The organism is Methylibium sp. (genome assembly GCF_965279545.1).
GTDB lineage: Bacteria > Pseudomonadota > Gammaproteobacteria > Burkholderiales > Burkholderiaceae_C > Methylibium.
In genome coordinates this window covers 1,224,517-1,248,541 of the sequence record NZ_OZ257250.1, presented here as the reverse complement: position 1 = coordinate 1,248,541, position 24,025 = coordinate 1,224,517, and the positions used below count along the sequence as shown (strand labels likewise).

The window sequence follows — 24,025 nt, the reverse complement described above, 5'->3', positions numbered from 1 at the left end:
CGGCCATGTCGATCACGATCAAAACTGCTGCCGATGCCGAAGGCATGCGCATCGCCGGAAGGCTCGCCTCCGAAGTGCTGGACATGCTGACACCGCATGTGAAACCCGGCGTCACCACCGAGGAGCTGGACCGCCTGGCACATGGGCACATCGTCGATGTGCAGGGGGGTATCCCTGCGCCGCTGAACTATGCGCCGCCCGGCTACACGCCCTACCCGAAGTCGGTCTGCACCTCGGTCAACCACCAGGTCTGCCACGGCATCCCGAACGAGAGGCCGCTGAAGAACGGTGACATCGTCAACATCGATGTCACGGTCATCAAGGACGGCTGGCATGGCGACACCAGCCGCATGTTCATCGTCGGCGAAGGTTCGATCGCGGCCCGGCGCCTGTGCACCCTGACCTACGAGGCGATGTGGCGCGGCATCGCGAAGGTCAAGCCGGGGGTGAGGCTGGGCGACATCGGTCACGCGATCCAGACCTTCACCGAACGCCAGGGCTTCTCGATCGTGCGCGAGTTCTGCGGGCACGGCATCGGCCGCAGGTTCCACGAGGAGCCTCAGGTCCTGCACTACGGCCGGCCCGGCACGCTGGAGGAGCTGGTGCCCGGCATGGTGTTCACGATCGAACCGATGGTCAACGCCGGACGACGCGAGATCAAGGAAACGGGCGACGGCTGGACCATCGTCACCAAGGACCGCTCGCTGTCGGCGCAATGGGAACACACGGTGCTCGTCACCGACACCGGCTACGAGGTGCTGACCGTGTCGGCCGGCAGCCCGCTGCCGCCCGAACTCACCGCGGCCTGATGCGCGTCGCGGTGAGCGCGGTGCTGAAACCTGTCTCCGTCGCGGCGCCGACCGTACCTGCATTGCGCGCGCGCCTGCGCGACGGCAAGGCCGCGCTGATCGAGCACTTCCGCGCCTCGCGCCCCACGGCACCGGCCGCCACGCGGCTGATCCGCGGCCTGGCGCGCCACGTCGACGCCACGCTGCTGCACCTGTGGCAACACGCGCTGATGCCCAAGGGTGCCGCGCTGGTGGCCGTGGGCGGCTATGGGCGCGGCGAACTGTTCCCGTACTCCGACGTCGACGTGCTCGTGCTGCTGCCCACCACGCAAGGCGACGAGCACGACAACGATGCGCTGAAATCCACCGTCAGCGGCTTCATCACCGCCTGCTGGGACATCGGCCTGGAGATCGGCTCGAGCGTGCGCACCGTGGCCGAATGCGTGGCCGAGGCCGAGCGCGACGTGACGGTGCAGACCGCGCTGCTCGAAGCGCGCTTCCTGTGCGGCGCGCGACGCGTGTTCGACGAGTTCCGGCGCAGCCACATGGCCGCGCTCGACCCCGCTGCCTTCCTGCGCGCGAAGACGCTGGAGATGCACCAGCGCCACACCAAGTACGAGGACACACCGTACTCGCTCGAGCCCAACTGCAAGGAGAGCCCCGGCGGCCTGCGCGACCTGCAGACCGTGATCTGGATCGCCCGCGCAGCCGGCCTGGGCAAGACGTGGGCGGCGCTCGCCGCCAACGGCATGGTCACGCCCTTCGAGGTCAAGCAGCTGCATCGCAACGAGGGCCTGCTCAAGCTCATCCGCGCACGCCTGCACATGGTGGCGGGCCGGCGCGAGGACCGCCTGGTGTTCGACCTGCAGACCGCCGTGGCCGAGAGCTTCGGCTACCAGAGCACGCGCGAGCGCCGTGCCTCCGAAGCACTGATGCGCCGCTACTACTGGGCCGCCAAGGCGGTGGCGCAGCTCAACCAGATCCTGATGCTCAACATCGAGGAGCAGATCCAGGGCACCGGCAAGGCGCCGATGCGCCCGATCAACGACAAGTTCCTCGACCGCGGCGGCATGCTCGAGGTTGTCAGCGACGACCTGTACCAGCGCGACCCGCACGCCGTCCTCGAGACCTTCGTGACCTACCAGCAGACGGTCGGCATGAAGGGCCTGTCGGCCCGCACGCTGCGCGCGCTCTACAACTCGCGCGACGTGATGAACGGCGCGTTCCGGCGCGATCCGGTGAACCGCGCGCTGTTCATGCAGATCCTCATCAACCCCTCGGGCCGCCAGACGCACGCCTTCCGGCTGATGAACGAGACCTCGGTGCTGGGTCGCCACCTGTGGGTGTTCCGCCGCATCGTCGGCCAGATGCAGCACGACCTGTTCCACGTCTACACCGTGGACCAGCACATCCTGATGGTGCTGCGCAACGTGCGGCGCTTCTTCATTGCCGAGCACGCCCACGAGTACCCGTTCTGCTCGCAGCTCGGCGCGCAGTTCGAGCGGCCCTGGGTGCTCTACGTGGCGGCGCTGTTCCACGACGTGGCCAAGGGCCGCGGCGGCGACCACTCCGACCTCGGCGGCATCGAGGTCCGGCGTTTCTGCCGTGACCACGGCGTCGCGCGCGAGGATGCGCAGCTGATCGAGTTCCTGGTCAGGGAGCACCTGACCATGAGCCGCCTCGCGCAAAAGGAAGACCTCAGCGACGCCGATGTCATCGAGACCTTCGCCGCCAAGGTGAAGGACCAGCGCACGCTGACCGCGCTCTACCTGCTGACCGTGGCCGACATCCGCGGCACCAGCCCCAAGGTCTGGAACGCCTGGAAGGGCAAGCTGCTCGAGGACCTGTACCGCGCCACGCTGCGGGCGCTGGGCGGGGCCAAGCCCAACGTCGCAGCCGAGCTCGAGGCGCGCAAGCAGGAAGCCGTGCATGTGCTCAACCTGTACTCGCTGCCGCCCGGCGTGCAGCAGCCGCTATGGGCCACGCTCGAGCTCAGCTACTTCGTGCGTCACGACGCCGCCGACATCGCTTGGCACGCACGCTCGCTCTACCGGCACGTCGAGACCCCCTCTCCCATCGTGCGAGCGCGCCTCTCCAGTGTCGGTGAAGGGCTGCAGGTGCTGGTCTATGCGCCGGGCCGTCCCGAGCTGTTCGCGCGCATCTGCGGCTACTTCGACAGCGCGGGCTTCAACATCCTCGACGCCAAGATCCACACCACCACGGCCGGCTACGCGCTCGACACCTTCCAGGTCATCTCGCAGCACATGGAGCAGTACTTCGACGTGGCCTACCGCGACCTGATCTCGCTGGTAGAGACCCAGCTGTCGCTGGCACTGGTGGCGGACGGGCCCCTGCCGGAGCCGAGCCGCGGCCGCCTGTCGCGCCGCGTCAAGTCCTTCCCCGTCACGCCGCGCGTGCTGCTCAAGCCCGACGAGCGTGCCCAGCGCTGGCTGCTCAGCGTGTCGGCCAGCGACCGCTCGGGCCTGCTCTATGCCATCGCGCGGGTGCTGGCGCGCCACCAGCTGAACCTGCAGCTCGCCAAGGTCACCACGCTCGGTGAGCGCGTCGAGGACACCTTCCTGATCAACGGCGCCTCGCTGCAGCAGAACCGCCAGCAGATCGCGATCGAGACCGAGCTGCTCGACGCGATCGCGCCGTGAGCCGCGGCTGACGCAGCCGCGTTTCCTGCGAGGGCCGGCCGCTGCGCTGCGCAGGGCGACAGGGCGAAGCCTGAAGAGAGGCGCTGCCCGGCAACTCCGGGCTTGCATGGTTGCTATATTTCGATTAAATTGGAAATATGGAAGAACAAGGCATCGTCCGCGCCCTCGGCGCCCTCGCCCACCCGCTGCGGCTGCAGGTGTTCCGCGCCCTGGTGGTCGCCGGGCCGGCCGGCCTGACGCCGGGTACCGTCAGCGAGGCACTGGGCGTGCCGGGTGCGACGCTGTCCTTCCACCTGAAAGAGTTGTCGAACGCCGGCCTGGTGAGCCAGGAGCGCGACGGGCGCTACCTCGTCTATCGCGCCGCCTACGAGCAGATGAACGCACTGCTCGGCTACCTCACCGCGAACTGCTGCGAAGGCAAGGCCTGTGCCGTCGAGACAGCCGCGGCCTGCAAATGTTGAAGAAGGAGACCCCGATGAAGCGATTTCATGTTCATCTGCATGTCGATGATCTCGGCACCAGCGTCGGCTTCTATTCGAAGCTGTTCGCCGCAGCGCCGGCGCGGCTCGAAGCCGACTACGCCAAATGGATGCTGACGGACCCGCCGGTGAACTTCGCGATCTCCACCCGCGGCGACCGGCCCGGCATCGACCATCTCGGCATCCAGACCGACAACCCCGAGGAACTGGCCGAGATGAAGCTGCGCGCCCAGGCCGCCGACATGGCGCTGCTCGATGAAGGCGAAACCACCTGCTGCTACGCGCGCAGCGAGAAGCACTGGGTCACGGACCCGCAGGGCCTCCCCTGGGAAGCCTTCCACACGCTCGAGAACATTCCGGTCTTCAACGAGCGCGCCGCCGCTGCCGCACCGGCCGCCGAAGCCGCCGCCTGCTGTGGCTCGGCCCCGCGCGGCAAGCCGATCGGCGTCGCGGTGAAAACTTCATCCTGCTGCTGAGGAGTGCATCGTGGCCGACAAGTCCTACAACGTCCTGTTCATTTGCACCGGCAACTCGGCGCGCTCCATCCTGGCCGAAGGCCTGATGACCCATCTGGGAGGCGAGCGCTTCAAGGCCTACTCGGCCGGCAGCCAGCCGAAGGGTGCAGTGAACCCGCTGGCTCTCCGGACCCTGGCAACCTGGCGCATTCCGACCGATGGGTTTCGCAGCAAGAGCTGGGAGGAATTCGCGCAGCCTGGTGCTCCTGCCCTCGATTTCGTCTTCACCGTCTGCGACAACGCGGCAGGCGAGGTCTGCCCGGTCTGGCCCGGTCAACCGATGACGGCGCACTGGGGCGTGCCCGACCCGGCCGGCGTCGAAGGCACGGACGAGCAAAAGACCAAGGCATTTCTCGACGCCGCGGTGACGCTCAAGCGCCGCATCGAACTGATGCTGGCCCTGCCGCTGACCGCGCTCGACAAGCTCGGCATCCAGCACGGAATCAAGGACATCGGGACCCGCTGAACCATGACGACGAACGTCCTCATCCTTTGCACGCACAACTCCGCTCGCAGTGTTCTGGCGGAAGGCATGCTGAATCACTGGGCCAAGAAGTTCAGGAAAGATGTTCACGCCTTCAGTGCCGGCAGCGCCCCCAGCGGCCGCATCAATCCCTTCGCGCTCGACGCGCTGAAGGAAGCCGGCGTCGACACGACGGGCTGCCGCAGCAAGAGTTGGGACGAGTTCGTCGGGCCGACTGCGCCGCAGATGCGCATCGTCATCACGGTCTGCGACAGTGCGGCAGCAGAAACATGTCCCTACTGGCCCGGCAGCCCGGTGCAGGTGCACTGGGGCTACCCGGACCCGTCGAACGCGCCCGAGGCGCAAAGAGCGCAAGCGTTCGAAATGACCCGACAGTCGATCTCCGACAGGATGATGCAGTTGCTGGAATTGCCGCTCGAGAAGATGAACGAGGCCGAACTCGAGCGGTCTTTGATGGACATCGCCGGGGCCGGACGACCATGACCGGCGCTCCCCGCAAAATTCTCGCGGAAGCGCTCGGCACGGCGCTTTTGCTGGCAGTGGTGATCGGTTCCGGCATCATGGCCGAGCGCCTGTCGGGCGGCAACGTCGCCATCGCGCTGCTGGCCAACACGCTCACGACGGTGGGCGGGCTCTATGTCCTCATCGAAGTGTTCGGGCCCGTGAGCGGTGCGCACTTCAACCCCGCCGTGTCGCTCGTGATGGCCTCACGGGGGGCCATGCCCCGTTCGCTGCTGGCACCCTATGTCGTCGCCCAGCTGGCCGGTGCAATGCTCGGTGCCTGGCTGGCGCATGCGATGTTCGACGCCACCATCCTGCAGCTCTCGACCAGGATTCGCAGCGGCTCCGGACAGTGGATTGCCGAGGCCGTGGCCACGGCGGGGCTGTTGCTGGTCGTCCTCCGGGCGCCTCCCGCTCGGGTGGCGGCGATGGTGGCCTGCTACATCGGGGCGGCGTACTGGTTCACCGCGTCCACCTCCTTTGCCAATCCCGCGGCAGCGTTCGGCCGGATGTTCAGCGACAGCTTTGCGGGCATCGCACCCGCCAGCGTTCCGGGCTTCATCGTGGCCCAGCTCGTCGGTGCCGGCATCGGCGTGGCCCTTCACGGAGCATTGAGTGCTCCCGATACCGACGCACAAGCCACCGCACGGCGCGACGCCACGGAGACCAGCATCGCTGTCAAGCATCCCGAGGTCATCGAGTAGGCCACTGTTCACTCGACCTTGAACTCGAACTCCTGCACGGCGGTCACGTCGTCGGCACTGCTCACGCACTTGTACTGCAGCATCGCGGCACGGACCGCCGCGTGAAAGATGCGCGGGCCCGACAGGATCGTGACCTCCTTGACGACGCCACCGCTGATGCGGGCCTGTGCGCGCACCACGCCCGAGACTCCTTCCTGCAAGGCGCGGCGCGGCAGTTCCGGCTTCACCTGCGTCGGGCAGACGACGGTGATGTCGCTGCGGCTCGGCGCCGGCGGTGCAGGAGGTGCCGGCGGTGGTGCGGGCGGCGGTGGCGGCTCGATCTTGTATTCGACCTTCGGAGGTTCGGGGGCCACGGTGATCGGCGGCGGTGCGACGGTGGGGGGCGGTGCGATCTCCGGCGGCGGCACGTACGGGGGAGGCGGCGCCTTCACCTTCGGCGGCGGGGCCGGCTTCTGGATTTCCTTCGGCGGCGGGGGCGGAGGCGGCGGTGGCAGCTCGGCGATGATCTTCGCTTCGAGCGGCTTGCGGACGACCTCGACGACGCTGCGGGCCAGGCCTGACACCAGCGCGTAGAAGATGAAGACGTGCAGCACCACCACGACGACGAAGCCGATGAGGCGCCTGGACGGCGGCTGCCGCTCGTAGCTCAGATCCATGACCCTGGACTCCGCGCGGGCCGGCACCGCGGCGCACGGTGGCCGCAGGGTCCCGCGCTACTCGATGAACTGTTCACTGCCGACGATGCCGAATTTGGTGAGCCCGAGCCGCTGCACCGCGGCCATCACGCCGGCCACGGTGCGGTACTGTGCTTGCTTGTCGGGCCGCAGGTGCAGCTCGGGCTGCGCGTCCAGCGGCAACGCGGCCATCTCGCGCAGCCGGCGCTCGACCTCCGGCAGGCCGCCGACCGGGATGGCGTTGAAGAAGATCGCATCGTGCGCATCGATGTCGATCTTCACCACCTGCGGCGGCGTCAGCTGCTGCGGCGGCGGGCCGACCGGCATGTCGATCTTGATCGCATGCAGCTGGATCGGGATGGTGATGATCAGCATGATCAGCAGCACCAGCATCACGTCGATCAAGGGCGTGGTGTTGATCTCCAGCATCAGCTCTGGCTCGTCGCCGGCCTGGCTGCTCATCGGGCTCATGGCCATGGCCTGCTCCTTCAGCCCCCGCGCGGCGGCGGCTCGGTGATGAACGACAGCTTGGTGATGCCGGCACGCTGGCAGGCATAGACCACCTTGCCGACCGAGTCGTAGCGCGCCGCGAGGTCGCCGCGCAGGTGCACCTCGGGCTGCGGCTTCATCACCGCCACCTTCTTGAGCCTGTCGACCAGCACGTTGGTGTTCGGCAGCTTGCTGTCGTACCAGTAGATGCCGCCACCGGCGTCGACGGAGATGATGACGCTCTCGGGCTTGCTTTCGCGAACCTCGATCGTCTCCTTGGGCAGCGTGACCGGGATCGACGTCGTGACGACCGGGATCGTGATCAGGAAGATGATCAGCAGCACCAGCATCACGTCGACCAGCGGCGTGGTGTTGATCGTCGACACGACCTCGTCTTCATCCCCGCCCGAGGGACCGACGCTCATTGCCATCGCTCAGGCCCTGGCGGGGGTCTGGCTCGTGGCCAGCAGCACCGAATGCAGGTCGTTGCCGAAGGCCCGCACCTCCTCCATCGAGCCCTTGTTGCGACGCACCAGCCAGTTGTAGCCCAGCACCGCCGGCACCGCGACCGCCAGACCGATGGCGGTCATGATCAGGGCCTCACCGACCGGACCGGCCACCTTGTCGATCGACGCCTGGCCCGCGACGCCGATCGCGGTGAGCGCGTGGTAGATGCCCCAGACGGTACCGAACAGGCCGACGAAGGGCGCGGTGGAGCCGACCGTGGCGAGAAAAGCCAGCCCGTCCTGCAGGCGGCTCTGCACGCGGTCCATCGCACGCTGAATCGACATCGTGACCCAGCTGTTCAGGTCCACGTGTTCGAACAGGCCGCTGTGCTTCTTGGTCGCCTCGAGGCCGGCCTCGGCAATGAAGCGGAACGGGCTGGCCGCCTCGAGCGTGTCGGCCCCCTGGCGCACGCTGCCGGCGCTCCAGAAGGTCTTGGCGGCGAGCTTGGCCTGGCGGTTGATCTTCGCCTGCTCGACCAGCTTGACGACGATGATGTACCAGCTGCCCATCGACATGATCAGCAGGATCAGCAGCACCGTCTTCGCGATGCCGTCGCTGGTTTTCCAGAGCGACTCCAGGCCGTAGGGGTTGTCGACCACCTGCGTCGACGCTGGCGGCGCGGCAACCGGGGGCAGCACACCCGCCGATGGGGCCGCACCGCTCGCTGCGGCCTGCGCCTGGGCCACCGAAGGGGCCAGGGCCGTGCCGCCGACCAGGACGATGAAGGCGAAAGCCGCCAGCAAGGCAGTGGCGGAACGAAGGGCGAAGCTGCGGACCATGAGAACTCCGACGGGGGCAAGCGAAGGGTTGGAAAAACCGCGGATCGGATCTCGATCCGGACAGCAACGGCGCCGGAGCCCGTTCAGTCGGGTCGCCTGGCCTGGGCGGTGCCTATGGGCCGGTAGGCCGGTGGGCGCGGCATCGCTGGGGTGGCCGTGATTATGCGGCCCGTCGAGCGGCCGCCCGGCCCGCAGACCGAGCGACTTTCCGTGCCTTGCGAGACCACCGGTCGGTGGCGCGGTCCTACTTGAACTGGTAGCTCGCATTGAGGAAGAAGAACCTTCCCCGGTTCGTGTACAGCTCGGCGAAGCCGAGTTGCGTGTAGCGGCCATCGGACGCGTTGGTGACGCTGAACGGCGGCATGCGGTCGAACAGGTTGCGGATGCCGAAGTCGATGCGCAGGTTCTTCAGGCCGCTGAAGCTGGAGACGGCGTCGACTTCGTGGTGCGAGGCGACCTTGCGCGTGCCGGCGGGCGCATCGGGCTCATCGGTGTCGTCGAAGCCGCTGGTGGACCGCAGTGCCAGCGTGTGGGCCCACGCCGCCCGCTCCCATGACACGCTGAAGACATTGCGCCACTTGGGGTAGAGATAGACGCCGTTGAAATCCTGCCACGGCTCGCCGGGTGCCGCCTGGCGCTCCTGCTTCAGGTAGTAGGTCGTGTCGTTGCGCAGCGTGAAGCTGCCGGCCGCGGCCGTGCCGATGCGCTGCTCGAGCTGCAGATCCAGCCCTTGCACGCGGGCCTGCGCGAAGTTCTGCAGATCGGTGTTGACGACGACGCGCCCCTGGCTGTCCTGCGCGAACTTGCCGGCGGCGATGGCCTGGTCGATCGTCGGGATGCTGATCTGATCGGTGATCCGGATCTGCCAGATGTCAAGCGTCCCGTTGAAGCCGCCGCCCGGCGACAGCACGAAACCCAGGTTGTAGGTCCTGCCCTTCTCCGGTTTCAGGTCGGGGTTGGCCCCGTTGACCGTCAGGCCGTTCGACAGCGTGCAGCCGGCCGCCTGGCCGAAGGCGGCACACAGCGTGTCGTTCGTGAAGTCGCTGGCGCCGCTCTCCCGCGTGCCGTAGAGCTGCTTCAGGCTCGGCATGCGGAAGCTCTGGCTGTAGGACGCGCGCGTGCTGAAGGCCGGCGAGAACAGGTAGCGCGCCGCGATCTTCGGGCTGGTCTTGCTCGCGTTCGGGTAGTGGTCGTAGCGCAGCGCCACCTGCCCTTCGAGCTTCGGCGTCACCGGCACGTTGAGTTCGGTGAAGAAGGCATAGGCCCGGCGCCGGGCATCGACCGCGGACTGCTGGATGCCGCCGGCGATCTCGTCGGCCTGCGACAGCGGGTCCGGTGTGTCCACGAGCGACTCCTTCCAGACCGAGCTGCCGACCGCATAGGCCAGCGGCCCGGCCGGCATCTGCATCAGTTCGCCGTTCAGCCTGCCGTTGGCGAAGGTGAGGGTCGACTCGCCCTGCCGGCGCGGGCTCACCCTCAGCGACTCGACCAATGCCGGATCGTTGCTCAACGAGGTCGCATCGATCTGTTCGATGCCGGTGTAGGTGAACGCGTTGCGGTCGTCGTTGACGACCCTGCTGCGGCCCCGGCCGGCATCGACCTTCCACTCGACTTCGCCGATCGTTCCTTCGAGTCCGGCGCTCAGGTGCAGGAGGTCGGACGTGCGCCGGGCGATGCGCGGCCCGCCCTGCATGAAGCGGCCGAGATAGGGCAAGCCGTTCGCATCGGCGAAGAAGGCGGGCGTGGGGTGGCCGACGAACTGGTCTCGCGAGTGCGACGCCAGCAGCTCGGCGAAGCCCTGGAGACCCGGCGCCAGCTGCACCGTGCCGAGCAGCAGGCCGCTCAGCCGGTCGGCGCCGTTGTAGGCCGTCAGCAGGCTCGCGTTGAAGTCGTAGCGGCAGATGCCGTCGGCATCGAGCAGCTCGCTCGGGCACGGGCGCACCTGGCCGCCATTGGGGAGCAGCAGGAAACTGTTCGGATCGACGTAGTTTCCGTAGGGCGAGGCGACGCTGCGCGCGTCCGGCCCGCCGAAGCGGCGGAAGTCCGCCGAGCTCGACATGTCGCGGTCGCTGCGCAGGATCGGGTCGCGCTTGAACAGGTCCACCCCGGCGAACACGTTGTAGCCGTCGGCCTCCAGGGTGCCGAAACCGGCCGAGAGACCGGCTTTGCGTTCCTCGCCGTCGCCGCGGCTGGAGATGCCGTAGCCGGCACGCAGCTCGAAGCCGGTGTAGCTCTTGCGGGTGATGAAGTTGACGACGCCGGCCACGGCATCGGCGCCGTAGATCGCCGAGCCGCCGTCCTTCAGGATCTCGATGCGCTCGATCGCGCTGAGCGGAATGGTGTTGACGTCGACCGCAGCGCCGGCCCCGGACGAGTCGTACAAGGCCCGCACAGGCAGGCGGCGGCCGTTCAACAGCACCAGCACATTGCTCTCGTCGAGCCCGCGCATGAAGACGGTTGCCGTGCCGGTGCCGACCGGCGAGCCCGTCGACAGCTCGCCGTCGTCGAAGATGTCGAGCGACATGATCGACTTCATCAGCTCATTGATCGTCGAGGCACCGGTGCGGTCGATGTCCTTGCGGGTCACGACCTGCACCGGCACCGGCCCTTCGACCTCGGTGCGCTTGATGGCCGAGCCGGTCACCTCGACGCGTTCGAGCTTCTGCACATCCTGGGCTTGCACACCGGCCCCCAGGGACAGGAGCACGCTTGCGACGAGCGCCGCGAGGCTCGCTGAAGGCCGGGTTCTCCGCGTCATCGAAGGGTTCTCCTGGAAGTCAAAGGCAAAACTGCGGCGATTGGAACATCTCGCCGAGTCCATCGGGCTTCGAGCGCCGCGTCCATCGGGCAGGCTAGGGCCTGTTGACGCTACCGGAGGGCACACGCCCGGGTTGCGCAGGCCGCAGGGGTAGGCGCGAAGGAGGCCGCGTGCTGTTGCACGCAACGACTGAGCAACGCCGCCCTGCGGCCTGTGCGACCCGGGCCCGAAGGGTGACCCATGAAACAAACGCCCTCGGCGTTGCAAAGGCTCGCCGGGGCCCGACCCCGGCTGCGCTTTGCGCCTTGATGGCCTTTGTTTCATGGGTCACGTGTGCCCTCCGGTAGCGTCAACAGGCCCTAGACACCAACCAGCCGCGGCACCGCCTCGAGCAGCCGCCGCGTGTAGGCACTGCGCGGTGCGTCCAGCACGCTGCCGACCGGGCCGCACTCCTCGATGCGGGCGCGGTACATCACCGCGACCTCGTCGGCGATGTACTCCACCACGCCGATGTTGTGCGTGATGAACAGGTAGGACACGCCGAGCTCGCGCTGCAATTCGCGCAGCAGGTTGAGGATCTGCGCCTGCACCGACACGTCGAGCGCCGAGGTCGGCTCGTCGCAGACCAGCAGCCTGGGCTCGACGGCCAGCGCCCGCGCGATCGCGATGCGCTGGCGCTGGCCGCCGGAAAATTCGTGCGGCCAGCGCTCGAGGGCATCGCGGCGCAGGCCGACACGCTCGACCAGGGTCTCGATCCGCACCCGGCGTGCGGCGCGGTCGAGTTCGGGCCGCAAGGCGATCAAGCCTTCCTCCAGCGCCTCGAACACGCGCATGCGCGGGTTGAGCGATGCGAACGGGTCCTGGAAGACGATCTGGATGTCGCGGCGCGCGCGCTGCAGCGCCTCGCCGTGCAGCGAGAACAGGTCCTCGCCCTGCCACAGCGCAAGCCCCTCGACGGCCGCTGTGCCCCGCAAGAGTTGCAGCAAGGCCTTGCCGATCGTGGTCTTGCCGCAGCCCGACTCACCCACCAGCGCCAGCGTGCGCCCGGTGTCGAGCCGCAGCGACACGTCGTCGACCGCGGTGACCTGCGACCGGACACGCTGCAGCAGCCCGCCGCGCACCGGAAAGCGCACGCTGAGGTGCTGCACGTCGAGCAGCGGTGCCCGCCCGGACGCAGGGGGCCGTGCCATCGGGGCGGCCGTCGCCGCGGGCGGGACCGACGGCGCGGCGCGGGCCCCCTCGGCATAGAGCAGGCAGCGCACCTCGTGGCCGGCCGCGGTCCGGATCAGCGGCGGCTCGGTGCCGCGGCAGCGGTCGAACACCCGGTCGCAGCGCTCGGCAAAGCGACAGCCCTCGAAGCGCTGCCACAGCGGCGGCACGCTGCCGGGAATGGCGGCCAGTTCGCCGCCGCGTTTGGTCGCGTCCGGCACGGCACGCAGCAGCAAGCGCGCATACGGGTGCTGCGCCCGCGTGAAGAAGTCGGCGGCGCTCGCCATCTCGACGATCTGGCCGGCATACATCAACGCCACCGTCTGCGCCATGCCGGCCACCACGCCGAGGTCGTGCGTGATCAGCAGCAGCCCCAGACCGCGCTCGCGCTGCAGTTCGCGCAGCAGGTCGAGGATCTGCTTCTGGATCGTGACGTCGAGCGCGGTGGTCGGCTCGTCGGCCACCAGGAACTCGGGCTCGGCGGCCAGCGCAACGGCGATCATCACGCGCTGCTTCTGCCCGCCGCTCAGGCGGAACGGGTAGTCGTCGATGCGCCGCTCGGGCTCGGGGATGCCGACGCGCTTCAGCCACTCGAGCGCCTTGGCGCGCGCCGCGGCGCCCCGCAGCGGCGTGTGCGTCTCGATCGCCTCGACGATCTGCGCGCCGACCCGCATGACCGGGTTCAGGCTGGTGGCCGGCTCCTGGAAGATCATGCCGATGCGCGCACCGCGCACCGCCCGCATGCGCGACTCCGGCAGGTCCAGCAGTTCCTCCGCGCCCAGCCGCACCGAACCGGCCGTGACACGGCCGTTTTCGGGCAGCAGCCGCATCAGCGCCAGCGCGGTCATGCTCTTGCCGCAGCCGGACTCGCCGACCAGCGCGAAGGTCTCGCCGCGCGAGAGGGCCAGGCTCAGCCCTTCGATCGCGCGCACCAGGCCGGCGTCGGCATCGAGCGCGACATGCAAGGCGTCGATGTCCAGGGTGTCCGCGGGACCGCTCATGACACTGCCTTGGCAGCCAGCAGCGCACGGGCGCGCAAGCTGCGCGAACGCGGGTCGAAGGCGTCGCGCACGCCGTCGGCGAACAGGTTGGCCGCCAGCACCAGCGTCACCATGAAGCCGAAGGCCGCCGCGAACGACCACCACACCACCGGGTCGCGGCTCATCTCGCTGCGCGCCAGGTTGATCATGCCGCCATAGCTGTTCATCGACGGGTCGACACCGACGCCGACATAGCTCAGCACCGCCTCGTAGAGGATCAGCGCCGAGAACTCCAGCACCGTCGTGATCAGCACCAAGTGCATCACGTTGGGCAGGATGTGCCGCGCCATGATGCGCAGCGGCCCGATGCCGAAGGCGGTGGCCGCCTGCACGTATTCGAGCTCGCGGACCTTCAGCGTCTCGGCGCGCAGCAGCCGGCACAGCGAGGCCCAGCCGGTCAGGCCGAGCACCAGGCACAGCAGCAGCAGGCGGATGTCGGCGCGCTCGGCACCGGTCTCGAACCACTCCGGGTGCTTGTCGATCGCCACCTGCACCATCAGCACGCAGGCCGCGATCAGCAGCACATTGGGCACCGAGGACAGCGTGGTGTAGAGGTACTGGATCAGGTCGTCGACCCAGCCGCGGAAGTAGCCGGCGACGACCCCGAACACGATCGCCAGCGGCAATGTGGCGATGGTCGCCAGCGTGCCGATCACGAACGCGGTGCGCACGCTCTTCAGGGCTTGCAGCAGCACGTCGTTGCCGGTGCGGTCGGTGCCGAACACGTGGTAGTGGCCCATCAGCGCGATCACCGGCCCGGCCAGCAGGGCCATCACCGCCAGCGTGAGCAGCGCCGCGCGCACCGGCAGGTCGGTCTCGTTGCGCAGCACCTCGCGCAGCGACTGCGAGAAAGGGCGTCGCCCTGCCCCGGCCCGCCAGCCGACAGCGGCCGCGCCCATCGCCAGTGCCGCCAATGCGCCCGCGGCCAGCCCGGCGAAAGTGCGCCGCGTCACGTCGCCGGCCCACTGCGTCGCCGGGTCCGCGAGGTGGGTGCCGGCGTGCTGCAGGCGCGGGTAGCCGCGCTCGGTGCGGCCATCGACCAGCAAGCTCTGCTTCGCGAAACCCTGCCAGGCCAGCGGTCGCGAGTAGGTGGCCTCGCGCATCTCGAACTGGCGTGCCAGCAGCGCATCGAGCACCGACTCGGCTCGCGGGCTGTAGGCCTGCGACTGGCCTTCGGCCGGCCCCAGCGCGCGGCGAAAGTGCAGCGAATCCAGCAGCGCCACGCTGCCGAAGGCCAGCAACACCAGCGCGGAGCACAGCGCCGGCGCTGCGCGCAAGGCCTTGCGCCAGGTCCGGCGCGACTCGGGGTTGCGCGCCACGCGCCAGGCGTACAGCAGGCCGCCGAGCACCAGCAGCAGCATGACGGCGTCGGTCCAGAGGAAGACGAACTTGGGCATCGATGGGTCCTCAGCCCAGCCGCACCCGGGGGTCGGCCCAGGTGTAGAGGATGTCGATCAGCACATAGGACGCGATGTAGAGCACCGAGCCCACGAAGACCATGCTGCGCACGATCGCGAAGTCCTGGCCGCTGATGGCGTCGATCACGTAGGCGCCCAGGCCCGGGATGTCGAAGAAGCGCTCGAACACCAGGCTGCCGAGGAAGACATAGGGCAGGTAGGCGCCGGCGCTGGTCATGATGGGCAGCAGCGCATTGCGCAGCACATGGCGCAGCAGCACCACGTGCTCGGCCAGGCCCTTGGCCTTGGCGGTGCGCACGTAGTCCTTGCCCAGCTCCTCCAGGAACATCGCGCGGTACAGCCGCGCCTCGCTGCCCAGGCGCGACAGCAACGACAGGAAGACCGGCAGCACCAGGAAACGCCAGGCGTCCCAGCCCGGCGAATAGCCCGAGATCGGCACCAGCCGGAACACGCGCGAGAACAGGTACTGGCCGACGATGATGTAGAACAGGCTGGAGATCGACAGCATCACCACGCACAGCACGACGCCCCAGAAGTCCAGCCGCGAGTGGCGGAAGAACACCAGCAGCAGCGCGAACAGCGTGCTCGCGATCACCTGCAGGACGAACAGCGGCAGCGCGAGCTGAAAGCTCGCCCCCATGCGGCTCTTGATCTGCGTGCCGATGTCGCCGGCCGACTCGGCGTCGGCGCGGCCGAAGTCGAGCTTGAACAGGCTGACCGAACGCTCCCAGAAGATGGTTTCGGTCACCCGCTCGCCGCCGCGCTTGCCAGTGTTCCAGTACAGCGGCTTGTCGTAGCCGCGTTCGGCCTTCCACTTGTCGATCTGCTCGGCGGTGACGCGCTTGCCGCCGATGTTCAGCCGCGCCATGTCGTCGGGCGTGTTGACCGTGAAGAACAGGAAGAAGGTGAACAGGTTGACGCCGAGCAGGATCAGCAGGCCGTAGCCCAGGCGCCGCAGCGTGTACGCGATCATCATGCGCTGCCCTCCCCGGCCGCAGCCTTGCCCCGGGCGGTGCTGCGCTCGCGCGCCATGAAGACGCGCCGCGCCAGCCAGGCCACCCCCAGCGCGGCCAGCGCCATCAGCACCAGCGGCCACCATTGCGGCCGGTTCCACTCGGCCTGCTTCGCCACGCGCAGGGCCGGGTCGAGCCGGTAGTAGCGCGCCATGTCGCGCACCATCACGCCGGGCTTGCCGTTGTGCACCCAGGGCTGGAAGGCGCTGGCCGAATAGGGGAAGAAGCCGAAGCTCCAGGGCGCGTCCTCGCGCAGCAGCGCCACCATCTCGTCGATCAGCTGCTGCTTCTGCGGGCCGTCGTCGAGCAGGCGCAGGCGCTCGTAGCGCCGGTCGTACTCGGCGTTGGCATAGTTGGCCGCGTTCTCGCCGTCGCCCGCGACCTTGGCATTCGGGCCGTACAGCAGGAACAGGAAGTTCTCGGCGTCCGGATAGTCGGCCAGCCAGCCCCACCAGAACACCTGCTGCTTGCCCTTGCGCATCTTGTCCTGGAACTGGTTGTAGTCGGTCGCACGGATCTCGAGCGTGACGCCGAGCTTCGCGAACTGCTTGACCATCCAGTCCATCTCGGCCTTGAGCTCCGGCGTCGGGATGCGCTGGTAGTCGTAGTTCAGCACCAGCGGCCGGCCGCTCTTCGCATCGCGCCCGCCGGGGTAGCCGGCCTCGGCGATCAGGCGTTCGGCGTCCACCAGCGGCCGCCGCCGGACCTCGCCGTTCACCATCCGGTGCGTGACCGGATTGAAGCCGGCCGGCGTGCCGTGGCGCGAGCCGAACATGCCGGCCGGCAGCGGGCCGTGCGCCGGCTCGCCGCCCTTGTTCGGGAACACGCGCACGTACTCCTCCCAGTCGATCGCGATCGACAGCGCCTGGCGCAGCTTGCGGTTCTTCGCCTGCTGCTCCGGCGTGTCGCCCTTGCCGATCACCGGGTCGAGCCAGTTGAAGCCGACATACCAGTTCGACACGTCGACCGCGCGCGGGAACGTGAAGCCGCGCTCGGCGAACAGCTGCCGGGTGGCTTCGGAGTCGTCGGCGTCCGCGTAGAACTCGATGCCCCATTCGGGGCGCTCGATCTCCGGCACGTCGGAGTAGCCCTGGATGAACTTCGACTTGATCGGCACCTTCTCCTTCTCGGAGCGGAACTCGATGCGGTCGATGAAGGGCATGGGTTTGCCGCAGTCGGCGAGCAGCTCCCGGGCATCGCCCGGCGCGGCCTCGCAAGGGTAGAAGTCGTCGCGCCGGTAGTTCGGGTTGCGTTCCAGCACGTGGCGGCGGTCCTGCTCGTAGACGGTCGCCATATAGGGGCCGGTGCCGACCGGCCAGGTTTCCAGGCTCATCCCCTTGGCCGCCATGCCGGGCTGCGCATAGAAGGCATCGGCCTCCCAGGGCACCGGCGCGAGGAAGGTCATCGCCATCCAGTAGGGCCACTGCGGGTACTTGCCGAGGATGCGGATGCGCAGCGTGTGCGGGTCCAGCGCCTCGGCGCCGGCCAGCGGGTATTTGCGCAGGTCGAGGAAAGGCTTGTCGAGCGCCGCCTCGGACAGGCCGGCGCGCAGCTTCCTGTCTTCTTCACGGATCAGCGCGCCATAGTCCTTCAGCCCGAGCACGTAGGCAGAGAACACCGCGAAGACCGGCGCCTGTACCCGCGTGCTCGCATGGCGCTTGATGGCATAGACGAAGTCGTCGGCCACCAGTTCACGCGTGCCCTGGTGCTCGAAGGCCAGTGGGGAGCGGCGGTCGCCGAGCTCCTCGCGCGTCAGCGCGTGGTCGCTGTGGTAGCGCAGGCGGCCTTGCTCGTCTTTCGCAAAGGCCGGGTGCGGCGCGTACAGCACGCCGTGCCTGAGCGGCACGTCGTAGACGCTCAGAGCGACCTGCTCGCCCGGCGCGTCGTCCGGCAGCGGCTGGCCGGCTCGGTCGAAATACTTCGGCGCCACGACGGCCGCCGCCACCTTGGGCACGAGCTGGTAGGGCCGCTTCAGGTAGTGGTAGCCGTAGAGCGGCTCGTAGACCTGGTAGGTGATCTTGGTCTCGTCGTTCGAGTACGACGCGGTCGGATCCAGGTGTCGCGGCGACTTCTCCTGGAAGCCGGTGAACAGCGTGTTGGTCGCCGCTTCACCGGCGGGCAGCGGGCTGTTGTTGCAGCCGGCGACGACGGCGGCGGTACACAGCAGCCACGGCAACAGCAGCCCGGACAGGCCGGGGAAGGAGCGGCTCGACGGTGGCGACACGGTGGGCGGCGGGTGGGCTCGGGGCGGGAGGGGCAGGCGCGATGGTAGCGAGCCGGCCAGCCCTCAGGCCCAGCCGATCATCGCGTCGCGCCCTTCGACCACCAGCGTCGCCCGCCGTCCGACCGGCAGGCAGACCTTGGTCGGCACATGGCCGAAGGGCAAGCCGGTCAGCAGCGGCGCGCTCGTGAGGCCGCGCAGGTGGGCGACCACGCTCTTGAGCGTGTAGCCGCGGTCCAGCGGCGACTTGCGGTAGTCGGTGAAGGCGCCCAGCACGATGGCCTTCTGGGCGTCCAGCACGCCGGCCTGGTGGAGCTGCAGCAGGCTGCGCTCGATGCGGTAAGGATGCTCGTTCACATCCTCCAGGAACAGGATGCCGCCCTTGACGCGTGGCCAGTGCGGCGTGCCCAGCAGCGACAGCAGCACGCACAGGTTGCCGCCCCACAGCGTGCCGCGCGCCTGCAGCCCGTCGTGGCCGGCCTCGGTGCGAAAGCCGATGGCTTCGAGCTCGCCGCGCATCGCCTCGGCGAAGCAGGCCTCGGTGATGTCGTCGACGCCGCCCTGCTCCGGCGTGCGGCCGAAGTCGTCGCAGGCCAGCGGGCCGGCCCAGGTGGGGCGCTTCGTGTGCGCCAGCACCGCGAGCTGGAAGGCGGTCTGGTCGCTTTGGCCGACCCAGCGCTTGCCGGCGTCGATCGACCGGGCGATCAGCGGGTAGTCGATGCGGTCGAGCAGCCGCGTCAGGCCGTAGCCGCCGCGCGAGGCCAGCGCGATGTCGCGACCGTCGCGGGCGACGCGGTGCAGCGCCGCGAGCCGCGTGTCGTCGTCGCCGGCGAAGCGCTGGGACCGTGCGCGCGCGGCTTCGTCGATCTGCGCGTCGAAGCCGAGCGAGCGCAGGTGGCGCTGCGCGCGCGTCAGCGCCGCGCCCTGCACGACCACGCCGGAGGGCGAGTGGATCGTCAGGCTGCACGCCGGTGCGTCATGGAGGGGGTCGTGGTCATGACCGTGGTGGTCGTGGGGGTGCGAAGCGTGCATCAAAGGTCCGTCAGGTCGCCAGGCATCGTGTCCTGCATCTCGATCACTTCGACGATGTTGTAGTCGGGTTCGGTGGAGCCTGCGGCCGGTGCCGCCGCCGCCGGGGCTGCAGCCGACTCGCTGCGTTCGCGGCGCGCCTGGGCCCGCCGCTCGGCGAAGAACTCGCGCAGCAGCTGGCCGCAGGCATCGGCCAGCACGCCGCCCTGCACCGCGGTGTGGTGGTTCAGCTGCGGCTGCGCGAACAGGTCGACCACCGAGCCGGCCGCGCCGGTCTTGGGGTCGGCCGTGCCGAACACCACGCGCTTGAAGCGGGCGTGCATCAGCGCCATCGCGCACATGGCGCAGGGCTCGAGCGTCACGTAGAGCTCGCAGTCGGGCAGCCGGTAGTTGCCGAGCAGCTGCGCGGCGTGGCGCAACGCGACGATCTCGGCGTGCGCCGTCGGGTCGTGGGTGGTGATCGGTCGGTTGTAGCCGGTCGCGACGAGCTGGTGCACGCCGTCGACCTCGCGCACGATCACCGCGCCGACCGGCACCTCGCCGACCAGCAAGGCGTTGTGCGCCTGGTCGAGCGCGAGCCGCATCGCGGCTTCGTCCTTGCGGGACTGTTCGCCGGAATCGTTCATGCGCCGCCACCACGGCCGGGGCTTGCGAGGCTCACGGCGTGCCGCCTTCGACACGGGCCGGGGCCTGCTGCATCAGCCGGTTCACGTCGTCGGCCACCTTGCGCTGGAGCTGCTGCGACTGCTGGGCCGGCGTGCCGCTCGGCGCCGGCAGGTCGACCCCGGCCGCGCTGGCCGCTACCGCCTGGGTGGGCATGCCCACCGCCTGCAACTGCCGCTTCGCCAACGAGCCCACGATGGCCAGCACGATCAGCAGCCCCAACGCTCCGAACACCAGACGCATGCTTCGCTCCCGTTCTGCCCGGTCAGTGACCCGGGCTCATTCGAATCCCGCGATCTCGTGCGCAATGTAAGGCGCCTGCAGGGCCGCCAGTTCGTCCGGACCGAGCGCCAGGGCCAGAGCCGCCACCGCGTCGTCCAGGTGCTGCGGCTTCGAGGCCCCGATGATCGGCGCCGTGACGCCGGCCTGCTGCGCCACCCACGCCAGCGCGACCTGGGCGCGGGGCACGCCCCGGGCCGCGGCGACCTCGGCCGCCGCTTCGACCACCCGCCGGTCGGCATCGGCCGTGCGAGCGAGGTAGAGCCGCTTGCCGACCTCGTCGGTGTCCATGCGGGCGCTGCTTTCGGCCCAGTCGCGGGTGAGCCGGCCGCGCGCGAGCGGACTCCAGGGCAGCACGCCGATGCCGGCGTCGCGGCACAGCGGCAGCATCTCGCGCTCCTCTTCGCGGTGGAGCAGGTTGAGGTGGTTCTGCATCGTCGCGAAGCGGGTCCAGCCGTGGCGTTCGGCGGTGTGCAGGGCCTTGGAGAACTGCCATGCGAACATCGAGGAGGCACCGATGTAGCGCGCCTTGCCGGCCTTGACCACGTCGTGCAGCACTTCCAGGGTTTCCTCGATCGGCGTGCCGTAGTCCCAGCGGTGGATCTGGTACAGGTCGACATGGTCGGTGCCCAGCCGGCGCAGGCTGTTGTCGATCTCCGCCAGGATGGCCTTGCGCGACAGGCCGCCGATGTTCGGCGCCGAACGGGACGGGAAGAACACCTTGGTGGCGATGACGATCTCGTCGCGCCGGGCAAAGTCGCGCAGCGCGCGGCCGACGATCTCTTCCGAGGTGCCGTCGGAGTAGCTGTTGGCGGTGTCGAAGAAGTTGATGCCCAGTTCGAGCGCACGGCGGATCAGCGGGCGGCTCCGGTCCTCGTCCAGCGTCCACGGGTGCGTGCCGCGCTCGGGCACCCCATAGGTCATGCAGCCCAGGCAGAGCCTGGACACCTTCAGCCCGGTCCGGCCGAGCGACACGTATTCCATCGAGAGTCCTTGAGCGCCGAGGCGGTGCTTCGGGCAGGCCGCCGTTCTACACCGCATTGTGATGCGGCGTCACGGGTGCGGCAAAGACCGCACCGGCTCGGGCCCTCGCTCGCAGAGGCCGGGCGCCACCGGCACCGGCAGACCACCACCGGCAAGGCGTCGGAACGGAGCCAGCGTGCACGGTGCACCGTGCCGCCCGCCGCGGCGGGCGGTGCGGCGACGGGCCGAACTCAGTCCCGGGTGCCCAAGGCGCGGTTCAGGCTGAGGGCCGCCAGCGTGCAGGCCGCGCCCGACAGCAGGTAGACGCTGACGTAGGCGAGCCCGAAGTTGGCCGACAGCCCCAGCGCCACCAGCGGCGCGAAGGCCGCGCCGACCAGCCAGGCCAGGTCCGCGGTCAGCGCTGCGCCCGTATAGCGGTACTTCGACGAGAAGTTCGAGGTCACCGCGCCGGCGGCCTGGCCGTACGACAGCCCGAGCAGCACGAAGCCCACCAGCATGAAGACGTCCTGTCCCAGCGTGCCGCCACCCAGCAGCGTGGGCGCGAAGCCGCTGAAGACGGCGATCAGCACCGCTGACGAGGCGAGCGTGCGGCGACGGCCCACGCGGTCCGCGATCCATCCCGAAGCGACGATGCCGCCGGCGGCCAGCAACGCGCCGAAGATCTGGATACCCAGGAATTCGGTGATCGACTGCTGCGAGTACAGCAGGATCCACGACAGCGGAAACACGGTCACCAGATGGAACAGCGCATAGCTGGCCAGCGCGGCGAAAGCGCCGATGACCAGGTTGTGCCCCTGCGTGCGCACCAGTTCGAGGACGCTCGTCGGCTCGAGCTCGCGCTCGTCGAGCAGCCGCTCGTACTCGTGCGTCACCACCAGCCGCAGCCGCGCGAACAACGCCACCACGTTGATCGCGAAGGCCACGAAGAACGGATAGCGCCAGCCCCAGGAGAGGAAATCGGCCGAGGACATGCTGGCGACGAGGAACGCAAACAGGCCGCTGGCGAGGACGAAACCCACCGGCGCACCGAGTTGCCCCAGCATCGCGTACCAGCCGCGGCGGTTCGGCGGGGCGTTGAGCGCGAGCAGCGAGGGCAGCCCGTCCCACGAGCCGCCGAGCGCCACGCCCTGCCCGATCCGGAACACCGACAGCAGCACGATCGAGGCGAAGCCGAGCGTCTCGTAGCCCGGCAGGAAGGCGATGCCGGCGGTCGACGTGCCGAGCAGGAAGAGGGCAATGGCCAGCTTGGTGCCTCGCCCCCAGCGGCGCTGGATGGCCATCGACACCACGGTGCCGATCGGGCGGGCGACGAAGGCGAAGGAAAAAACGACGAACGCGTACAGCGTGCCTTCGAGCCGCTCGGCGAACGGGAAGAACAGCGCCGGAAAGACCAGCACCGAGGCAATGCCGTAGACGAAGAAGTCGAAGTATTCGGAGGCGCGCCCGATGACGACGCCGACCGCGATCTCGCCCGGAGCGATCAGGGCGTGGTCGGCAGACACCTGCCGGGCATCGCGCTCGAGCGTGCTCGACGACGGGTGGGGATGGGTGTGACTGAGGCTGGACATCGGGCGGACGGCGGGCTCGGTGAGCCGGGAAGAGGCCAAGGCGGGACAGCTTCGCAGGTTCTCATTTCGCGGCGCGGACCGCCATAGGACAAAACGTCCAATCGCCGACGCCGGCCAACGCTTCTACATTCTGCCCCTCTGCAATGCGCGTCGTCTCGTCCCGCGGCGCGGATCTTCCCCGTCTCCGCATGCGCCCTCTCAAGACACTCAGCGGTTTGCTCTCGCTCGCCTCGGTCGCCCTGCTCGCAGGCTGCGACACCGTGCTGCTGAACCCCGCCGGCGACATCGCCGCGCAGCAGGGTCGCCTGATCATCGTCTCCACCGCGCTGATGCTGCTGATCATCGTGCCGGTGATCGCGCTGACGCTGCTGTTCGCATGGCGCTACCGGCAGTCGAACAAGGAAGCCACCTACGCGCCGGACTGGGACCACTCCACACAACTGGAGCTGGTGATCTGGGCCGCGCCGCTGCTGATCATCATCGCGCTCGGCGCGGTGACCTGGATCAGCACGCACACGCTCGATCCCTACCGGCCGCTGCAGCGGCTCGACGCGCAGCGCCCCGTCGCGCCCGACGCGAAGCCACTGACCGTCGAGGTCGTCGCGCTCGACTGGAAGTGGCTGTTCATCTACCCCGAGTACGGCATCGCCACCGTGAACGAACTGGCGGCGCCGGTGGACGTGCCGATCCGCTTCAAGATCACCGCCTCGTCGGTCATGAACTCGTTCTACATCCCGGCGCTCGCGGGCCAGATCTACGCGATGCCCGGCATGGAGACCAAGCTGCACGCCGTGATCAACAAGGTCGGCGAATACCACGGCTTCTCGGCCAACTACAGCGGCGCCGGCTTCTCCGGCATGCACTTCAAGTTCCACGGCCTGACGCCGTCCGGATTCGACCGCTGGGTGCAGTCGACGAAGGCCGCCGGCCAGTCGCTGAGCCGCGAGGCCTACCTGCAGCTCCAGAAGCCGAGCGAGCGCGAGCCGGTGCGGCGCTACGCGAACGTCGCACCCGACCTCTATGACGCCATCGTCGATCGTTGCGTCGAGAGCGGCACGCTGTGCATGAGGCAGATCATGGCCATCGACGCGCGCCGCGGCCGCGGGGACGCGCCGGCGGTCGACGCCCCCGATGCCTCCGACGCCATCTGCACCGTGGCCACAGCCGAGGCCGCGGCCTTCACCCCGACGGCACGGCCGATCTCCACGCCCTGACACCGCCCGCCCCGCGCACCCGACCGCCGACCTGCGCCCGGACGCACCG

At 69.0% G+C, this 24,025-nt stretch carries 22 protein-coding genes; 8 read left to right on the top strand and 14 right to left on the bottom strand.

Annotated elements, in window-relative coordinates; genetic code table 11:
* Positions 1-5 precede the first annotated feature (5 nt).
* The 7 genes from map to ACQY9S_RS05790 all read left to right on the top strand — a co-directional run bounded on the left by map (position 6) and on the right by ACQY9S_RS05790 (position 6,131).
* Entirely contained in the window at positions 6-809 is an 804-nt protein-coding gene (gene map, locus ACQY9S_RS05820; protein ID WP_428423816.1) for a type I methionyl aminopeptidase, read from the top strand.
* A gap of 23 nt (positions 810-832) precedes the next feature.
* Positions 833-3,448 carry a [protein-PII] uridylyltransferase gene (locus ACQY9S_RS05815; RefSeq protein ID WP_428425596.1) on the top strand — a complete coding sequence of 872 codons (2,616 nt, stop codon included), beginning with the start codon at positions 833-835 and terminating at the stop codon, positions 3,446-3,448.
* A 137-nt stretch (positions 3,449-3,585) separates the two neighbouring features.
* A complete protein-coding gene (locus ACQY9S_RS05810) occupies positions 3,586-3,909 on the top strand; it encodes an ArsR/SmtB family transcription factor (protein WP_428423814.1) in 324 nt (107 codons plus the stop codon).
* A 14-nt stretch (positions 3,910-3,923) separates the two neighbouring features.
* Complete coding sequence (locus ACQY9S_RS05805) at positions 3,924-4,403, top strand: ArsI/CadI family heavy metal resistance metalloenzyme (protein WP_428423812.1); 480 nt, start codon at positions 3,924-3,926, stop codon at positions 4,401-4,403.
* Between the two features lie 7 nt (positions 4,404-4,410).
* Complete coding sequence (locus ACQY9S_RS05800) at positions 4,411-4,908, top strand: arsenate reductase ArsC (protein WP_428425594.1); 498 nt, start codon at positions 4,411-4,413, stop codon at positions 4,906-4,908.
* Between the two features lie 3 nt (positions 4,909-4,911).
* Positions 4,912-5,409, top strand: a complete 498-nt coding sequence (locus ACQY9S_RS05795) for an arsenate reductase ArsC (RefSeq protein ID WP_428423810.1) — start codon at positions 4,912-4,914, stop codon at positions 5,407-5,409.
* The gene (locus ACQY9S_RS05790; protein WP_428423808.1) at positions 5,406-6,131 is read left to right on the top strand and encodes an aquaporin; all 726 of its coding nucleotides are present in this window, start codon (positions 5,406-5,408) and stop codon (positions 6,129-6,131) included. Before ACQY9S_RS05795 ends, ACQY9S_RS05790 begins: the two co-directional genes overlap by 4 nt.
* An 8-nt stretch (positions 6,132-6,139) precedes the next feature.
* Here ACQY9S_RS05790 and ACQY9S_RS05785 read toward each other — a convergent pair whose 3' ends face one another.
* The 14 genes from ACQY9S_RS05785 to ACQY9S_RS05720 all read right to left on the bottom strand — a co-directional run bounded on the left by ACQY9S_RS05785 (position 6,140) and on the right by ACQY9S_RS05720 (position 22,762).
* On the bottom strand, positions 6,140-6,787 hold the full coding sequence (locus tag ACQY9S_RS05785; RefSeq protein ID WP_428423806.1) for an energy transducer TonB: 648 nt from the start codon (positions 6,785-6,787) through the stop codon (positions 6,140-6,142).
* Between the two features lie 57 nt (positions 6,788-6,844).
* On the bottom strand, positions 6,845-7,282 hold the full coding sequence (locus ACQY9S_RS05780) for an ExbD/TolR family protein (RefSeq protein WP_428423804.1): 438 nt from the start codon (positions 7,280-7,282) through the stop codon (positions 6,845-6,847).
* A gap of 11 nt (positions 7,283-7,293) precedes the next feature.
* Positions 7,294-7,725, bottom strand: a complete 432-nt coding sequence (locus ACQY9S_RS05775) for an ExbD/TolR family protein (protein ID WP_428423802.1) — start codon at positions 7,723-7,725, stop codon at positions 7,294-7,296.
* Positions 7,726-7,728: 3 nt separating this feature from the next.
* The gene (locus tag ACQY9S_RS05770) at positions 7,729-8,580 is read right to left on the bottom strand and encodes a MotA/TolQ/ExbB proton channel family protein (RefSeq protein ID WP_428423800.1); all 852 of its coding nucleotides are present in this window, start codon (positions 8,578-8,580) and stop codon (positions 7,729-7,731) included.
* 244 nt (positions 8,581-8,824) lie between these two features.
* Complete coding sequence (locus ACQY9S_RS05765) at positions 8,825-11,338, bottom strand: TonB-dependent receptor plug domain-containing protein (protein ID WP_428423798.1); 2,514 nt, start codon at positions 11,336-11,338, stop codon at positions 8,825-8,827.
* Between the two features lie 359 nt (positions 11,339-11,697).
* Positions 11,698-13,548: a dipeptide ABC transporter ATP-binding protein gene (locus ACQY9S_RS05760; protein ID WP_428423796.1), complete on the bottom strand. Its 1,851-nt coding sequence runs from the start codon at positions 13,546-13,548 to the stop codon at positions 11,698-11,700.
* The gene (locus ACQY9S_RS05755) at positions 13,545-14,984 is read right to left on the bottom strand and encodes an ABC transporter permease (protein ID WP_428423794.1); all 1,440 of its coding nucleotides are present in this window, start codon (positions 14,982-14,984) and stop codon (positions 13,545-13,547) included. The genes ACQY9S_RS05760 and ACQY9S_RS05755 overlap by 4 nt, the downstream gene beginning before the upstream one ends.
* A gap of 10 nt (positions 14,985-14,994) precedes the next feature.
* Positions 14,995-15,978: an ABC transporter permease gene (locus tag ACQY9S_RS05750; RefSeq protein ID WP_428425592.1), complete on the bottom strand. Its 984-nt coding sequence runs from the start codon at positions 15,976-15,978 to the stop codon at positions 14,995-14,997.
* The gene (locus tag ACQY9S_RS05745; RefSeq protein ID WP_428423793.1) at positions 15,978-18,242 is read right to left on the bottom strand and encodes an ABC transporter substrate-binding protein; all 2,265 of its coding nucleotides are present in this window, start codon (positions 18,240-18,242) and stop codon (positions 15,978-15,980) included. Before ACQY9S_RS05745 ends, ACQY9S_RS05750 begins: the two co-directional genes overlap by 1 nt.
* 63 nt (positions 18,243-18,305) lie before the next feature.
* Entirely contained in the window at positions 18,306-19,271 is a 966-nt protein-coding gene (locus ACQY9S_RS05740; protein WP_428423791.1) for an LD-carboxypeptidase, read from the bottom strand.
* Entirely contained in the window at positions 19,271-19,894 is a 624-nt protein-coding gene (gene tadA / locus ACQY9S_RS05735) for a tRNA adenosine(34) deaminase TadA (protein WP_428423789.1), read from the bottom strand. The genes ACQY9S_RS05740 and tadA overlap by 1 nt, the downstream gene beginning before the upstream one ends.
* Before the next feature lie 31 nt (positions 19,895-19,925).
* Complete coding sequence (locus ACQY9S_RS05730) at positions 19,926-20,174, bottom strand: hypothetical protein (protein WP_428423787.1); 249 nt, start codon at positions 20,172-20,174, stop codon at positions 19,926-19,928.
* Between the two features lie 36 nt (positions 20,175-20,210).
* Positions 20,211-21,194, bottom strand: coding sequence for an aldo/keto reductase (locus ACQY9S_RS05725; RefSeq protein WP_428423785.1), 984 nt, complete (start codon positions 21,192-21,194; stop codon positions 20,211-20,213).
* A 230-nt stretch (positions 21,195-21,424) separates the two neighbouring features.
* Positions 21,425-22,762: an MFS transporter gene (locus ACQY9S_RS05720; protein ID WP_428423783.1), complete on the bottom strand. Its 1,338-nt coding sequence runs from the start codon at positions 22,760-22,762 to the stop codon at positions 21,425-21,427.
* A gap of 188 nt (positions 22,763-22,950) precedes the next feature.
* Between ACQY9S_RS05720 and cyoA the strand changes: the two genes are divergently transcribed.
* Positions 22,951-23,976: a ubiquinol oxidase subunit II gene (cyoA, locus tag ACQY9S_RS05715; RefSeq protein ID WP_428423781.1), complete on the top strand. Its 1,026-nt coding sequence runs from the start codon at positions 22,951-22,953 to the stop codon at positions 23,974-23,976.
* Positions 23,977-24,025 lie beyond the last annotated feature (49 nt).

Coding starts and splice junctions, on each gene's coding strand:
- tadA (WP_428423789.1), bottom strand. CDS start 19,894: ATGAACGATTCCGGCGAACAGTCCCGCAAGGACGAAGCCGCGATGCGG.
- ACQY9S_RS05810 (WP_428423814.1), top strand. CDS start 3,586: ATGGAAGAACAAGGCATCGTCCGCGCCCTCGGCGCCCTCGCCCACCCG.
- ACQY9S_RS05785 (WP_428423806.1), bottom strand. CDS start 6,787: ATGGATCTGAGCTACGAGCGGCAGCCGCCGTCCAGGCGCCTCATCGGC.
- ACQY9S_RS05720 (WP_428423783.1), bottom strand. CDS start 22,762: ATGTCCAGCCTCAGTCACACCCATCCCCACCCGTCGTCGAGCACGCTC.
- ACQY9S_RS05760 (WP_428423796.1), bottom strand. CDS start 13,548: ATGAGCGGTCCCGCGGACACCCTGGACATCGACGCCTTGCATGTCGCG.
- ACQY9S_RS05725 (WP_428423785.1), bottom strand. CDS start 21,194: ATGGAATACGTGTCGCTCGGCCGGACCGGGCTGAAGGTGTCCAGGCTC.
- ACQY9S_RS05780 (WP_428423804.1), bottom strand. CDS start 7,282: ATGGCCATGAGCCCGATGAGCAGCCAGGCCGGCGACGAGCCAGAGCTG.
- ACQY9S_RS05795 (WP_428423810.1), top strand. CDS start 4,912: ATGACGACGAACGTCCTCATCCTTTGCACGCACAACTCCGCTCGCAGT.
- ACQY9S_RS05790 (WP_428423808.1), top strand. CDS start 5,406: ATGACCGGCGCTCCCCGCAAAATTCTCGCGGAAGCGCTCGGCACGGCG.
- ACQY9S_RS05755 (WP_428423794.1), bottom strand. CDS start 14,984: ATGCCCAAGTTCGTCTTCCTCTGGACCGACGCCGTCATGCTGCTGCTG.
- ACQY9S_RS05730 (WP_428423787.1), bottom strand. CDS start 20,174: ATGCGTCTGGTGTTCGGAGCGTTGGGGCTGCTGATCGTGCTGGCCATC.
- map (WP_428423816.1), top strand. CDS start 6: ATGTCGATCACGATCAAAACTGCTGCCGATGCCGAAGGCATGCGCATC.
- ACQY9S_RS05775 (WP_428423802.1), bottom strand. CDS start 7,725: ATGGCAATGAGCGTCGGTCCCTCGGGCGGGGATGAAGACGAGGTCGTG.
- ACQY9S_RS05750 (WP_428425592.1), bottom strand. CDS start 15,978: ATGATCGCGTACACGCTGCGGCGCCTGGGCTACGGCCTGCTGATCCTG.
- ACQY9S_RS05770 (WP_428423800.1), bottom strand. CDS start 8,580: ATGGTCCGCAGCTTCGCCCTTCGTTCCGCCACTGCCTTGCTGGCGGCT.
- ACQY9S_RS05805 (WP_428423812.1), top strand. CDS start 3,924: ATGAAGCGATTTCATGTTCATCTGCATGTCGATGATCTCGGCACCAGC.
- cyoA (WP_428423781.1), top strand. CDS start 22,951: ATGCGCCCTCTCAAGACACTCAGCGGTTTGCTCTCGCTCGCCTCGGTC.
- ACQY9S_RS05740 (WP_428423791.1), bottom strand. CDS start 19,271: ATGCACGCTTCGCACCCCCACGACCACCACGGTCATGACCACGACCCC.
- ACQY9S_RS05765 (WP_428423798.1), bottom strand. CDS start 11,338: ATGACGCGGAGAACCCGGCCTTCAGCGAGCCTCGCGGCGCTCGTCGCA.